The 14,299-nt window shown below is 55.4% G+C and carries 13 protein-coding genes; 6 read left to right on the plus strand and 7 right to left on the minus strand.

Annotation, left to right across the window (positions count from 1 at the left end; genetic code table 11):
• The first annotated feature begins 33 nt into the window (after positions 1–33).
• Positions 34–597 (plus strand): peptidoglycan L,D-endopeptidase MepK, encoded by a 564-nt coding sequence (gene mepK / locus GJQ55_RS12390; RefSeq protein WP_228345274.1) that lies wholly within the window; start codon positions 34–36, stop codon positions 595–597.
• A 9-nt stretch (positions 598–606) separates the two neighbouring features.
• Here mepK and ptsP read toward each other — a convergent pair whose 3' ends face one another.
• Entirely contained in the window at positions 607–2,883 is a 2,277-nt protein-coding gene (gene ptsP / locus GJQ55_RS12395) for a phosphoenolpyruvate--protein phosphotransferase (protein ID WP_228345275.1), read from the minus strand.
• A gap of 2 nt (positions 2,884–2,885) precedes the next feature.
• Positions 2,886–3,377, minus strand: coding sequence for an RNA pyrophosphohydrolase (gene rppH, locus GJQ55_RS12400; RefSeq protein WP_228345276.1), 492 nt, complete (start codon positions 3,375–3,377; stop codon positions 2,886–2,888).
• Between the two features lie 204 nt (positions 3,378–3,581).
• Between rppH and GJQ55_RS12405 the strand changes: the two genes are divergently transcribed.
• Together GJQ55_RS12405 and GJQ55_RS12410 are read left to right on the plus strand one after the other, a co-directional pair.
• Positions 3,582–4,238, plus strand: coding sequence for a histidinol-phosphatase (locus tag GJQ55_RS12405; RefSeq protein WP_228345277.1), 657 nt, complete (start codon positions 3,582–3,584; stop codon positions 4,236–4,238).
• Positions 4,239–4,247: 9 nt separating this feature from the next.
• Positions 4,248–5,471: an imelysin family protein gene (locus GJQ55_RS12410; protein ID WP_228345278.1), complete on the plus strand. Its 1,224-nt coding sequence runs from the start codon at positions 4,248–4,250 to the stop codon at positions 5,469–5,471.
• A 31-nt stretch (positions 5,472–5,502) separates the two neighbouring features.
• On the opposite strand, the gene GJQ55_RS12415 is transcribed toward GJQ55_RS12410, so the two are convergent.
• Entirely contained in the window at positions 5,503–6,699 is a 1,197-nt protein-coding gene (locus tag GJQ55_RS12415) for a class I SAM-dependent rRNA methyltransferase (RefSeq protein ID WP_228345279.1), read from the minus strand.
• 117 nt (positions 6,700–6,816) lie between these two features.
• Between GJQ55_RS12415 and GJQ55_RS12420 the strand changes: the two genes are divergently transcribed.
• Positions 6,817–7,695 (plus strand): HDOD domain-containing protein, encoded by an 879-nt coding sequence (locus GJQ55_RS12420; protein ID WP_228345280.1) that lies wholly within the window; start codon positions 6,817–6,819, stop codon positions 7,693–7,695.
• Between the two features lie 84 nt (positions 7,696–7,779).
• On the opposite strand, the gene GJQ55_RS12425 is transcribed toward GJQ55_RS12420, so the two are convergent.
• Together GJQ55_RS12425 and uvrD are read right to left on the minus strand one after the other, a co-directional pair.
• The gene (locus GJQ55_RS12425) at positions 7,780–8,871 is read right to left on the minus strand and encodes a TRAP transporter substrate-binding protein (RefSeq protein WP_228345281.1); all 1,092 of its coding nucleotides are present in this window, start codon (positions 8,869–8,871) and stop codon (positions 7,780–7,782) included.
• Positions 8,872–8,885: 14 nt separating this feature from the next.
• The gene (gene uvrD, locus GJQ55_RS12430; RefSeq protein ID WP_228345282.1) at positions 8,886–11,069 is read right to left on the minus strand and encodes a DNA helicase II; all 2,184 of its coding nucleotides are present in this window, start codon (positions 11,067–11,069) and stop codon (positions 8,886–8,888) included.
• Between the two features lie 154 nt (positions 11,070–11,223).
• Between uvrD and GJQ55_RS12435 the strand changes: the two genes are divergently transcribed.
• Together GJQ55_RS12435 and GJQ55_RS12440 are read left to right on the plus strand one after the other, a co-directional pair.
• The gene (locus tag GJQ55_RS12435) at positions 11,224–12,078 is read left to right on the plus strand and encodes an SIS domain-containing protein (RefSeq protein ID WP_228345283.1); all 855 of its coding nucleotides are present in this window, start codon (positions 11,224–11,226) and stop codon (positions 12,076–12,078) included.
• A gap of 246 nt (positions 12,079–12,324) precedes the next feature.
• Positions 12,325–12,504, plus strand: a complete 180-nt coding sequence (locus GJQ55_RS12440) for a PA3496 family putative envelope integrity protein (RefSeq protein ID WP_228345284.1) — start codon at positions 12,325–12,327, stop codon at positions 12,502–12,504.
• Positions 12,505–12,643: 139 nt separating this feature from the next.
• Here GJQ55_RS12440 and GJQ55_RS12445 read toward each other — a convergent pair whose 3' ends face one another.
• Together GJQ55_RS12445 and glnK are read right to left on the minus strand one after the other, a co-directional pair.
• Complete coding sequence (locus tag GJQ55_RS12445; protein WP_228345285.1) at positions 12,644–13,909, minus strand: ammonium transporter; 1,266 nt, start codon at positions 13,907–13,909, stop codon at positions 12,644–12,646.
• A 49-nt stretch (positions 13,910–13,958) separates the two neighbouring features.
• Complete coding sequence (gene glnK / locus GJQ55_RS12450; protein ID WP_228345286.1) at positions 13,959–14,297, minus strand: P-II family nitrogen regulator; 339 nt, start codon at positions 14,295–14,297, stop codon at positions 13,959–13,961.
• Positions 14,298–14,299: the final 2 nt, after the last annotated feature.

Here is a 14,299-nt window from a genome sequence, read left to right on the forward strand (position 1 = left end):
TTTTTAATCATCCAGCCGGAGAATTAACGGGTTATGCTGAACCGTCGTCATTTCCTGCGCCAGGCAGCCTGCCTGGGTGCGGCCGGGGTTGCCGGCCTGTCTTCCGCACCATTACTGGCTCAGCCCCAGAGCGGAATGACAGATCAGGCCGAACGCACGCTGCGGGTGTACAACATCCATACCGGCGAATACCTGACCACCACGTTCTGGGCCGACGGCCAGTATCAGGATGAGGAAATTCAGGCACTGGATTTATTATTGCGCGACCACCGTGCCAATCAGGCCATGGCCATGCAGCGCGAACTGTATGAAAAGATGTTCCATCTGCAGGAGCTGTTCAGCAGCCGCGAACCACTCTATGTTATTTCCGGCTACCGCTCACCAGGCACCAATTCCGGTTTGCGCCAGGTAAGTAACGGCGTGGCCGAAAACAGTCTGCATATGCAGGGCCGCGCGGTGGATATCCGTATTCCCGGCGTGTCGCACCGGCATCTGCACAAAGCCGCGCTGGCCATGCGTTCCGGTGGCGTGGGGTATTACCCGAAGAGTGGTTACATTCATCTGGATACCGGCCGCGTACGCAGCTGGACGATATAAGTTAGGCGTTCAGCGCGCCGGGCCGATAATGCGGCCAAAACCGGCTTTTTCCAGCGATAACTGCAGGGTAGCAGTAATCACCGGCGCGCTTTCCAGCGTCAGAACCTGTTGCATCAGATCTTTGGCCCACGCCATGTTCACGCCCCGGATAACGGATTTCACTTTCGGCAGGTTGGTGGCATTCATCGACAGCATGTCGTAGCCCATCGCCATCAGCAGCACCGCCCCCATCGGGTTACCCGCCAGTTCACCGCAGACACTTACCGGCTTACCAATGGCATGGGCGCCATCGGCGATTTGTTTCAGGGCATTGAGTACGGCCGGATGGAAGGCCTGATACAGATCAGCCACCCGGGGATTATTACGGTCCACCGCCAGCAAATACTGGGTCAGGTCGTTACTGCCAACCGACAGAAAATCGACCCGCTGCCCCAGCTCACGGATCTGGTACACAGCCGCCGGAATTTCAATCATCACCCCCACCTGCGGCATCTCGACATCGAAGCCTTCTTCCAATACTTCGGCATGGGCGCGGTAAATAAGGTGCAGCGCTTCATCGACTTCATTCACGCTGGAAATCATCGGCAGCATCACGCGCAGATTGTTCAGCCCTTCACTGGCTTTGATCATGGCGCGGATCTGCACCAGAAAAATTTCCGGGTGATCCAGGGTGACCCGGATACCGCGCCAACCGAGGAAGGGGTTAGCTTCGTTAATCGGAAAATAGGTCAGTGATTTATCACCACCAATATCCAGCGTGCGCATGGTAACCGGCGCCGGAGCAAAGGTTTCCAGCTGCTGGCGGTAAATTTTTTGTTGCTCGTTTTCGCTGGGGAAGCGGTCCTTCATCATAAAAGGCACTTCGGTGCGGTACAGGCCGACGCCTTCAGCACCGCGGTCGAGGCTGCGCACCGCATCGGTTATCAGGCCGGTATTTACCCACAACGGAATCCGATATCCATCCCGGGTTTCAGCGGGCAGATCACGCAGTATCTGCAGATCCTGTTGCAAGGCCTGTTCTTCATCGTAAATGGCCTGATACTGCTGGCGCAGTTCATCGGTCGGGGAAGAGAAAATCTGCCCGCGATAACCATCGACAATCAGCTCCAGCCCATGCAACTGGGTATAGGGCACATCCACCACACCCATCACGGTCGGAACCCCCATCGCCCGCGCCAGAATGGCCACGTGCGAGTTGGAAGACCCTTTTACCGACACCAGCCCGCGCAGCTTGCTGGCCGGTACTTCGCCCAACATAGCCGGTGTCAGTTCTTCGCTGACCAGAATGCAATCGGCGGGAAAATCACGCTCCTGCGCATGCGCATCACTGCCCTGTAAATGCGCCAGAATTCGGGTGCCGAGATCCAGAATATCGGTGGCCCGCTCCCGCAGATAAACGTCTTCCATTAACTGAAAATGGCCGACGTACTGCATAACGACCTGGCGCAACGCGCCTTGCGCCCAGTTATTGGTTTCGCGGATACGGGTGCGTACTTCGGCGCCCAGCGCATTGTCGTCGAGCATGCTCAGGTAGACATCGAACAGAGCCATTTCTTCCGGCCGCAATTCGCCACTGAGTTTCGCTGCCAAAGCCCGCACTTCGTCACGGGCAGCCTGTAAGGCGGCATCGAAGCGCTGCACTTCCTCATCAGCGGATTCAGCCTCACGATCCACCACGCCACTGAGATCGGCCGGTGGTGACAACACATAGACGGTACCGATACCAACACCGGGAGCGCCGGGGGCGCCGTTAAAACGGGTACTGCGGCGCTCTTTGGTATGGCCGGACATTTCCAGAATATTGCCGGTGGCTTCAGCATGGGCAATAACCCCGGCCAGCTGCGCCGACATGGTCACCAGGAAAGCCTCTTCGCTTTCATCAAACTGACGGCTGTCGCGCTGCTGCACCACCATCACGCCCATCAGGCGCTTATGGTGGATAATCGGCACGCCCAGGAAAGACAGAAACGGATCTTCACCGGTTTCGGACAGGAAATGAAACTTGGGGTGTGCAGGCGCGTTATCGACGTTGATGGGTTCTTCACGCGACCCCACCAGACCGACCAGGCCCTGCGACGAACTGAGGCTGACCCGGCCGACGGCTTCGGGGTTCAGGCCTTCGGTGGCCATCAGCACATAGCGTTTGCTGTCGGCATCGAACAGATACACCGAACACACCTCGGTGTGCATTGCCTCGCGGATGCGGGCAACCACCACATTCAGGGCGTCACTCAGATCGGTGGCTGAGCTGACTTCCTGAACGATGCGCCGGAGTATATCGAGCATGGTTAACCTGCCCTGCGCTGAAGTTTGGCAATGCGTGGCGCCAGCTCGGTCATGGCGCGACGGTAAACATCGCGTTTGAACGCCACCACATTACCCAGCGGGAACCAGTAACTGACCCAGCTCCAGCCGTCGAATTCGGGTTTATTAGTGGCACTGACGTTAATACTGGAATCATCGCTGATGAGTTTCAGCAAAAACCACTTTTGTTTCTGCCCCACACAGACCGGGCGACTGTCGTGACGAACCATGCGGCGCGGCAGCCGGTAACGCAGCCAGCCCCGGGTGCAGCCCAAAATCTGTACCTGCTGCGGGCTCAGGCCAACTTCTTCCTGCAGTTCACGGAATAAGGCTTTTTCTGGTGTTTCGCCTTCTTTAATACCGCCCTGAGGAAACTGCCAGGCATCCTGACCAATGCGCCGCGCCCACAGCACCTGGCCATGATCATTACAGAGGATAATGCCGACGTTCGGGCGGTAACCATATTCGTCTATCACAATGCGATCCGTAAGGTCGTAAAAATAAAAATTTGCTGATTTTCAGGCTCCGGTCAAGTGCTGCGGCCAGGGCAGACAGGGGGCTTTAAGAACCCGGAACAGCAGATTATTTTTTCATTCAGGAGCCATAATTATAGGGAAAGTATGCTCTGTTGCCCTTAGAATAGCGACTAATTTTATCACCCTGCGAAAAGGCTCAACCCCGTGGCACTGGCAATTTTTGATCTTGATCACACCCTGCTCGACGGCGACAGCGACCATGCTTTTGGTCAGTTCCTGGTTGATCAGGGCATGGTCGATCCTCAGGTTCACAAACACCGGAACGACCATTTTTACCAACAATACAAAGCCGGCACGCTGGACATTCACGAATATCTGGAATTTGCCCTGCGCCCGCTCACCGAATATTCGCTGCAAGAGATGCTGGACGCCCGCCAGACCTTTCTGCAGGAACGGGTAGTACCGCTGATTTCGCAGAAAAGCCGCGACCTGATCGCTCATCACAAGCGCCTCGGTGATACCTTGCTGATTATCACGGCCACCAACGGTTTTGTGACCTATCCCATAGCCGAGCTGCTGGGAATTGAGCATATTATTGCCCCGCATCCGGAATTTATTGACGGTGGCTATACCGGCAAAATTACCGGGACGCCCAGTTTTCAACACGGTAAGGTCATCCGTCTGCAGGACTGGCTGGCCGGGCAGGGTTTTGATCTGACCGGCAGCTGGTTCTACAGTGACTCGCATAACGATCTGCCGTTATTGGAAGTGGTCGATCACCCGGTCGCTGTCGATCCGGACGAACGCCTGGAAGCCATTGCCCGCCAACGCGGCTGGCCCATCATCAGTCTCAGGGATTAAGGAACTGTCATGCACCGCCTCCGCCTGCCGGCCCTTCTGCTTGCTGCATTACTGGCCGCCTGCGATCAGAACCCACCGACCACCAGCCTGCCGGCTGCACCGGAGCAGGAACAGCGCCTGCCCGACAGCAGTGGGTTTTCCGCTCATCTGGGCCTGACGGCTTACACCCGCATGTCGCTGGCCGCGCAAAGTGCCCAGGAACTGGACAGCAAACTGGCTGCGCTGCTCTATAACCCCGGTGAAGAATCGCTGGCGGCGGCACGCCATGCCTGGCGCACAGCTTATGATGCCTGGCTGGAAACCCTGCTGTACGCCTATCTGCCCATCAATGATCCGCCCGACTGGGCCAGCAAGGGCATTGATTACCAGCAAACCATCGCGCTGCTCGACAGCTGGCCGATTGAAGGCGGCTATATTGATTATCTGCCGGGTTATCCGTTCAGTGGCATCGTCAACGACCTGACCCTACCGCTGAATGAAGACAGCCTGCTGGCTCAGCACCGCTTCTCTGACCCCACCTACGCCAGCCTGGGCTATCACGCACTGGAATTTATGCTGTGGGGTGCCGATGGCGAACGACCGCCGCGGGATTTTCTGCCGCAGGAAAACACCGCCCCGGTGGTCGCCAGCAGCGATGAAGAAGGCACCGCTGCCAACCCGGAAACTGACAGTGGCGATGCCGACCTGCCGGTTTCCGTCAACACCGTGCAGAACCATAATCGCCGCCGGCAGTATGTGCAGCTGGTGAGTGAGCAATTACAAAAGCATCTGCATCGCCTGCAACGGCGCTGGGAACCCAGCAATGGTTACTACGCGGGCTTGCTGCAGCACGCCCGCCCGGAGCAGGTACTGAATGCCAGCCTGATGGCCATGCAACAATTATTGTCGGAAGAATTATTGGGTAAGCGCCTGAGTGGCAACAGCAGTGAATTCAGCAACAGCAGCTGGGCAGATGCCCGCGCCATTGTGAATGGTATCCGTCTTTTATTTGTACCGGACAGCAGCAACGAAGACCCCAACGGCCTGGCGACGGTGCTGCGCAACCGCGACCAGGCATTGCAACAAGCCTGGATACAGCAACTGGATTTGATTGATGCCAGCCTGAGCGACTGGCAACAACAGGGTGACAGCGAGCCGGTACGCCAGCTGTGCCGGCAACGCCTGATTGAACTGCTGTCGCTGCTGCAACGTACCGCCGATGCTCTGGGCATGCAGTTACCCGATACTCAGTAACACTAACCCCAAGCAACCGTAGCGCCAACCCTTAGCGGGTTGGCAGTACGCGGGCAAACACCGCTTTCAGATAACGGGTTTCCGGAATGGCCGGCACCACCGGGTGGTCGGCGCCCTGGCTGCCGACATGCTGAATCAGCACATCCCGGTCCAGTTCACGGCCCATGATCCGCAGCATATCCGGCAAGCGCTCTTCACCCAGATGCATGGAGCAGGAGGCCGCTACCAGCAGGCCGTCTTTGCTCAGCAGACGCATGGCCAGTGAGTTCAGACGATGGTAAGCCTGTTCGCCGGCTTTAATATCTTTGCGCTTAGGAATCAGCGCCGGCGGGTCCATTACCACCACATCAAAGCGTTCGCCGTTGTCTTTCAGCTGCCGCAGCGCGGCAAAGGCATCGCCTTCCCAGCACTGCACTTTTTCGGCCACACCGTTTAACGCCGCGTTCTGCTCTACCCAGTCCAGCGCCTGAGCTGAAGCATCGACACAATGCACTTCGGCCGCACCATGGTTAGCGGCCTGCACACCCCAGCCACCGATATAACTGAACACATCCAGCACCCGCTTGCCCTTCACCAGCCGGTTCAGCTGCGCACGGTTTTCACGGTGGTCATAAAACCAGCCGGTTTTCTGGCCGTGAATAACCGGCGCCATAAAGCGGGTATCGTTTTCAATTAACGGCGCACAGTCGTCTTCCAGCGCGCCCTGCACCACTTCCACGTATTCCGGCAGGCCTTCCACGGCGCGTAACTTGCCATCGTTTTTCAGCACAATGCAGTGCGGTTTAGCGACCTTGTTGACGGCATCAATAATGGCCTGACGGCGCTCTTCCATCGCCACCGAGGAAATCTGCACCACCACCACGCCACCAAAGCGGTCAATCACCAGGCCCGGCAGGCCATCGCTGTCGCCGTACACCCAGCGGTAACACTGATGCGGATACCAAAGTTCGCGGCCACTCTGCGCCACCTGCAGACGATGCACGATCATCGACTGATCCAATACCGCATTGGCATCACGGCTGAACAGGCGCGCGCAGATCAGCTGCTCCGGGCTGACCACCGCCGCCCCCAGCGCTTTGCCAGAGGCTGTTTCCACCACCACTTCAGTGCCCGCCGCCAAACCTTTCAGGGGCGTTACGGCGGTATCCACCTCGTTGCTGTAGACCCATAAATGGCCACCTTTTAAACGGCGTTCTGCTTTAGGATTCAGACGCAGGGTATGACGCATAGGGTTCTCCGCAGGCGGTTACAAAAATGGCGGGCATTATACCCCTGTTGCTACAAACTTCCTCTGTAACCGGTGCTATTCTTGAGCCTTATGTGATTAATCAATTGTGTGTGAACCATGGCCAAGGAACTTTCCGAAGAACAGATTCTGCGCATTATGCAGGGCATCAAAATCCCACCGCAGCCGCAGATTCTGGTGGATCTGCAAATGGAACAGGTCATGCCCGACCCGGATATGGGCCGTATTGCCAAACTCATCAGTCAGGATGTCGGGCTGTCGGGTACGGTACTGAAGGTGGTGAACTCGCCCTTTTATGGCCTGAGAAACCGCATTACCTCGGTGCAGCAGGCCGTGTGCCTGATCGGCCTCGACAGCGTGGTGAATATCATTAATGGCCTGTCCATCAAAAGCCAGATGAGCGATGAAACCATCGTTAACATGAACCGCTTCTGGGACACCGCCAACGACATTGCCCAGGTCGCCACCACCGTGGCCAAACAAGTGGGCTTCCCCAACCCCGATCTGGCTTATCTGCTGGGGTTATTCCACAACTGCGGTATTCCGCTGTTAATGAGCCGTTTCGATAATTATCTGCAGGTGATGGAAGAGTCTTACGCCCACCCGGAATTACGGGTGGTGGATGTGGAAAATCAGCATTTAAATACCAACCATGCGGTCATCGGTTATTACACCGCCAAGTCATGGAATTTACCGAAAGTATTGTGCGATGTTATTGCCGAACACCACAGCGCCACCCGCTATTTCACCAGCGACCATATTAAAGATTCGGAAGGCAAAACCCTGCTGGCTATTTTAAAACTGGCTGAGCATATCTGTGGTAATTACCACATTCTCGGGCGTCAGCAGGTGGATCTGGAATGGGAAAATATCGGCACCGAAGTGCTTACCTATCTGGGGCTGGGTGAATACGACATAGAACAAATGCAGCTGAACTTTTCAGAAATGGGCATTGGTTTCCAGAACTATCGTTATTAAACAATTTATCGTTATCAAACAATAAAAAAGCCGGAACCTGACACACAGATTCCGGCTTTTTTATTCGTGAGACGACGCCGGGCGTTAATCCCGGGCGTTCATATAGGCCTGTTCGGTTACCGCATGATAAGCGCGGATCTGGTCGGTGTAGGTGCTCATTGAATCGTAAACCTTCTGCGCCATCGGATCCGACGCAGCAATATCGTTCAGCACCTCGGCAGAAATGCCTTTTAAATGCTGCAGCACATCATCCGGTAATGGCCGTAATTGCACCCCATGTTTTTGCTGCATATCGTTCAGCGCCTGCATGCTGCGGGCCGTCATTTCTGCCAGCATTTTATCGTTCACGGCCTGCGCCGCAACGCGGACAATGGCCTGCAAATCGGCCGGTAAGCGTTCAAAGGCCGGTTTATTAATCATTAATTCAATCAGCGAACCGGGTTCGTGCCAGCCGGGGTAGTAATAATATTTGGCTGCCTTGTGCAGACCAAAGGCCAGATCGTTATAAGGGCCGACCCACTCGGTGGCGTCAATCGCACCGGTTTGCAGGGCGGTAAAGACTTCGCCACCCGGCAGCATCACCGGCGTACCACCAGCACGGGCCAGCACTTCGCCACCGAGACCGGGAATACGCATTTTCAGACCTTTCAGATCCGCCACGCTGTTAATTTCTTTATTAAACCAACCGGCCATCTGAATGCCGCTGTTACCCGCCGGAAACACCACCAGATTAAACGGCGCGTACAGCTCAGTCAGCAGCTCCTGGCCACCGCCGTATTGCATCCAGCTGTTCATTTCCAGCGCCGTCATACCAAAGGGCACGGTGGTAAAAAACTGCGCCGCGACGGCCTTGCCTTTCCAGTAATAAGGGCTGCTGTGGCCCATTTCAGCAGTGCCTTGCGACACCGCATCAAAGACCTCCAGCGCCGGTACCAGTTCGCCCGCCCCGTAAACTTTTATCTGCAAGCGGCCGGCTGACATCTCATTTACAACCTGAGCAAAATGCTCGGCTGAGGTGCCCAGACCGGGAAAGTTTTTCGGCCAGGAGGTGACCATTTTCCAGCGGAAGGTTTGTTGTTCAGCCTGCGTCTGGTTAGCGGCCTGTTCCTGCTGACAGGCACTGAGCAACAGCACCGACAGCATCGGCAACAAAAACCGGATAACTATTTTTTTCATTATTTTATCTCCCGTTATAACGGCTGTAATTTTGCAAAACTGACCACCAGCCATTTACTGCCGGCTTCTTCAAAATTCACCTGCACACGCAGGCCGTTACCCTGGCCTTCAAACTGCAGCACCGTCCCTTCACCAAATAATTCATGCCGCACCAGCTGACCCAGGGTGTAGGGTAAATCGCCATGTACGAACGACGGCTTACCCGTCACCGGGCTGCGTGCGGTTAACGGCCGGCTGACGGTATTTTTTAACCGCACTTCCTGAATTAAAGCGGCCGGAATTTCTTTAATAAAGCGTGACGGATTACTGAAGTTTTCCTGGCCATGCAAACGCCGGCTTTCGGCGTGGGTAATGACCAGTTTTTCCATGGCCCGGGTGATGCCGACATAAGCCAGCCGGCGTTCTTCTTCCAGACCGTCGGGGTCATCCATCGACATTTTATGCGGAAACAAGCCTTCCTCCAGACCGGCCAGCACCACCTGCGGAAATTCCAGACCCTTGGCCGAGTGCAGCGTCATCAGTTGTACGGCGTCTTCGTATTCATCGGCCTGACCATCGCCGGCATCCAGTGCCGCCCGGTCAAGAAACTGCGCCAGCTCACTGCGGGCGGCGTCTTCGGTTTCGTCCTCTTCTTCGGCAGCAAACTGGCGGGCGGCGTTAATTAATTCTTCCAGGTTGTCGATGCGGGCCTGACCTTTTTCACCCTTTTCTTTGCGGTGATGTTCAATCAGCCCACTCTGGGTAATCACCTGATCGACGATTTCATGCAGGGCCAGCCCCTGGGTCGCGGCTTCCAGTTCCGTCACCAGATCGACAAAACTCTGCACCGCGGCGGCGGCCCGTTTGGGCAACATATTGTGGGTTAAGGCCAGCGCCAGCGCTTCCCATAATGAACAGCCCTGATCACGGGCTACGGTGCGTAATAATTCGACGGTTTTTTCACCAATGGCCCGGGCCGGTACGTTAATAACGCGCTCCACCGACGGATCGTCCATGGGGTTCAGCAATAAGCGCAGATAAGCCAGCGCATTTTTAATTTCCAGCCGTTCATAGAACCGCTGGCCACCATAAATACGGTAGGGAATGCCGGCCTGTAAAAAGGCTTCTTCCAGGGTGCGTGACTGGGCGTTGGAGCGATAGAGAATCGCCATTTCGGTGCGCTGACGGCCGCTACGTGCCCAGCTATCCACCAGGTCGGCAATGTAACGCGCTTCATCCTGCTCATTAAAGGCGCTGTACAGGGCAATGGGCGCGCCTTCTTCGCCTTCGGTAATCAGGTTTTTACCCAACCGGCCGCTGTTGTTGGCAATAACCGCGTTGGCGGCATCCAGGATGGTGCGGGTGGAGCGATAATTCTGCTCCAGTTTAATTAATTCAGCGCCAGGAAAATCCTGCTGAAAATGGCGGATATTATCAATGTTGGCACCGCGCCAGCCGTAAATGGACTGGTCGTCATCGCCCACCGCCATCACCGAAATTTTGTCGCCGGCCAGCATGCGGATCCAGGCGCACTGAATGTTGTTGGTATCCTGAAATTCGTCGACCAGAATATGGCGGAAACGCTGCTGGTAATGCTGCAATAAATCCGGATGCTGCAGCCATAATTCATGCGCGCGCAGCAGAATTTCGCCAAAATCCACCAACCCGCCCTGCTGGCAGGTTTGTTCGTACAGGTGGTACACCTCAAGCATGGTGCGGCCGAAGGGATCGTTGGCGGGCATAACATGGGCAGCGCGGCGGCCTTCGTCTTTCTGGCCGTTAATAAACCACTGGATCTGCTTCGGCGGGTAGCGGCTGTCGTCGATATTGGCTTCTTTCATCACCCGTTTAATCAGCCGCAGCTGGTCATCGCTGTCGAGAATCTGAAAATTCTGCGGCAGCCTGGCTTCACGCCAGTGCAGTTTCAGAAAGCGGTGTGCCAGTCCGTGAAAGGTCCCCACCCACATGCCATTCGCCGGAATGCTCAGCAACTGCTCCAGGCGGTTGTTCATTTCCTTGGCGGCTTTATTGGTGAAGGTTACCGCCATTACCGCAAAGGGTGATACGCCCTCAACCTGCAGCAGCCAGGCAATGCGATGCACCAGCACCCGGGTTTTACCCGAGCCGGCGCCGGCCAGTACCAGCTGGTGCCGGGAGTTGGCAGCCACCGCATTACGCTGGCCGTCGTTAAGCTGATCGAGTAATAAAGAAATATCCATAGCGCGCCACTTCGTGTTGAGCGCGCAGTCTAGCAAAAGGCTGGATATCTATACACCCAGGCCAATGGACAATTTTCAGCCAACACCAAGGATTTGTTACGCGTCGCCACCGCCCGTGCTTATAATCCGGCCATCCCTGTAACGGAACCCGACTGTGAGCCATCGTCCGATCCTGACCGACATTACTGCCGCCATCCCTTCCCTGCGTAAATCCGAGGTGAAAGTGGCGGAGTACGTGCTGAAATACGCCCAGCAGGTGATCCACATGCGGATTGTCGACCTGGCGCAGGAAGCACAGGTGAGCGAGCCCACCATCGTGCGATTCTGCCGGGCCATTGGCTGCAACGGGTTTCAGGAATTCAAAGTCCGTATCGCTCAGGAGATGGCCGTCGCCAATAATATCGGCCAGTTTGCCATTGCCGAAGACGACAGCATCGGCGATATCTGCGACAAAATTGCCGATACCACCATCCAGCGTCTGCATCAGGTGAAAGCCCAGCTGCAAAGCCCGCAGGTGGCCGCTGCCGCCATTGCCCTGAGCAACGCCCGCCGGGTGGAGTTTTACGGTTTTGGCGCGTCCGGCGCCGTGGCCATTGACGCCCAGCATAAATTTTTCCGTCTGCAGGTGGCCACGGCGGCCTACAGCGATCCGCACATGCAGGCGATGTCGGCCGTTACCCTCAGCGAACAGGATGTGGTGGTGGCCATTTCCCAAAGTGGCCGCACCAAAGATTTGCTGCATTCGGTGCAGCTGGCGCAGCATTATGGCGCGCAGGTGGTCAGCCTGGCGCCGGCCAACACCCCGCTCAGTCAACTGGCTGACCTGCCCATTGATATCAATATTGAAGAAGACACCGAACAGTTCACGCCGATGACGTCGCGCATCGCCCACCTGATGGTGATTGATATGCTGGCCGTGGCGGTAACCCAGCGCCGCGGGCCGGAATTTATCACCCACCTGAATGCCATTAAGCGCAGCATTCATTCCCTGCGTATTGAGCCGGATTGATTCTTTTGAATAAGACTATTCGCGCCACAATCTGATATTGCCATTGAGTTTTTTCTTAAAAACGCCCTTTCCCTGACGGATGTAATCCGTACTTTTCCCGTCCTTTCTACGCTTCCGGCTCATTAACGCCGGATCTTATCGGTGCAAAAAATTTGGCGATTTAATGCTCTGCTGTCATGCTACTGCAACCAATAAGAAGAAAAATCGCAACCGGATCTGTTGTGATCAAAACCCGAGGAGTCGACGATGGAAGTTGCTGCAAAAATTGAAGCGCACGAAGAAGTGGTCTCATTTGACCAACAAGGAAATGTGGTTGTGAACAAAGACAGCTGCATGTCGAAAAAACTGATGGCCCGCCGGGCTATTGAAGCCCACCTCGAACGTAAACGCCTGGAGCAGAATATCGAAGATTATTATTTCGATTAAATGCTCTGAGAAAACCGCCAACCGGCGGTTTTTTTATGTCTGCTGAATATTCTCCGCCGTCACAACAATAAAAAAAACCGGTCAGCATGCTGACCGGCTTTCCCCTTATGCCCCGATACGCGGGACGCTTTTGCAGAACTTACTTGGTAGTGAATTCCGGGTACGCTTCCATGCCGCACTCGGTAATATCCACACCAGAATATTCCTGATCTTCGGTTACACGCAGACCAAACAGTGTTTTGATGATCAGCCATACGATCAGTGATGCACCAAATACCCAGACAAAGATGGTCAGTGCGCCGGCCAGCTGGCCGAAGAACGAAGTGCCATCGGCAGTGAACGGTACCACCAGCAAGCCATACAGACCCACCACACCGTGGACAGAAATCGCACCCACCGGATCATCGATTTTGACTTTATCCATCATCAGAATCGACAGGACTACCAGTAAACCACCACCAAAACCGATCAGGGTTGCTACCAGCGGCAGCGGAGTATCCGGGCTGGCAGTAATGGCAACCAGGCCAGCCAGAGCACCGTTCAGCGCCATGGTCAGATCCGCTTTGCGGAAGAACAGATAACCCAGCAGCAGAGCACCGATCAGACCACCGGCGGCAGCCGCGTTGGTGTTCAGGAATACCAGAGCTACAGAATGTGCATTGCCGATATCGCCGAGTTTCAGCACCGAACCACCGTTGAAACCGAACCAGCCCATCCACAGGATGAAGGTACCCAGAGTGGCCAGCGGCAGGTTAGCACCCGGGATGGCACGGATTTCACCGTTCGGGCCGTATTTGCCTTTACGGGCACCCAGCAGAATTACACCCGCCAAAGCCGCAGCAGCACCCGCCAGGTGAACGATGCCTGAACCGGCGAAGTCTTTGAAGCCCATATCGCCCAGATTGTACAGACCGAATACAGACTCACCGCCCCAGGTCCAGGAACCTTCCATCGGGTAAATAACAGCAGTCATCACCACCGCGAAGGCCAGGAAAGCCCACAGCTTCATCCGCTCAGCCACCGCGCCGGATACAATCGACATAGCGGTTGCTACGAATACCACCTGGAAGAAGAAGTCGGATGCACCGGAGTAGATAGAACCCCCCTGGAAACCGTCTTCACGGGCCGCAAATTCGCCCAGCACGGCTGCTGTATCCACTTCGGTAATACCCGACAGGAAGTAACCGCCGCCGTACATAATCTGATAACCGCACACCAGATACATGGTGCAGGCAATAGAAAAGAGAGCAACGTTTTTGGTAAGAATTTCAGTGGTGTTTTTAGAACGGACCAGGCCCGCTTCCAGCATGGCGAAACCTGCCGCCATCCACATTACTAACGCGCCACACACCAGAAAATAAAAGGTGTCCATGGCGTATTGAAGTTCATAGATATTGTTTTCCATGATAAGCCCCCCGCATAAGGCTCTGATTCATTCAAAAAGAAAAGATCGATCAGATCGCGTCTGCGCCGGTCTCGCCGGTACGGATACGGATAATCTGTTCCAGATTGGTAACAAAAATTTTGCCGTCGCCGATTTTGCCGGTGTTGGCCGCTTTGGTAATGGCTTCAATTACTTTGTCGGTGAGGTCATCAGAAACAGCCACATCGATTTTTACTTTGGGCAGAAAATCCACCACATATTCAGCACCACGATACAGTTCAGTGTGACCTTTCTGACGGCCGAAACCTTTCACTTCGGTCACTGTGATGCCCTGAACGCCGATTTCGGACAGTGCTTCACGCACATCGTCCAATTTGAACGGCTTAACCACAGCAGTAATGAGTTTCATAG

This window comes from Venatoribacter cucullus (assembly GCF_016132445.1).
GTDB classification, from domain to species: domain Bacteria; phylum Pseudomonadota; class Gammaproteobacteria; order Pseudomonadales; family Oceanobacteraceae; genus Venatoribacter; species Venatoribacter cucullus.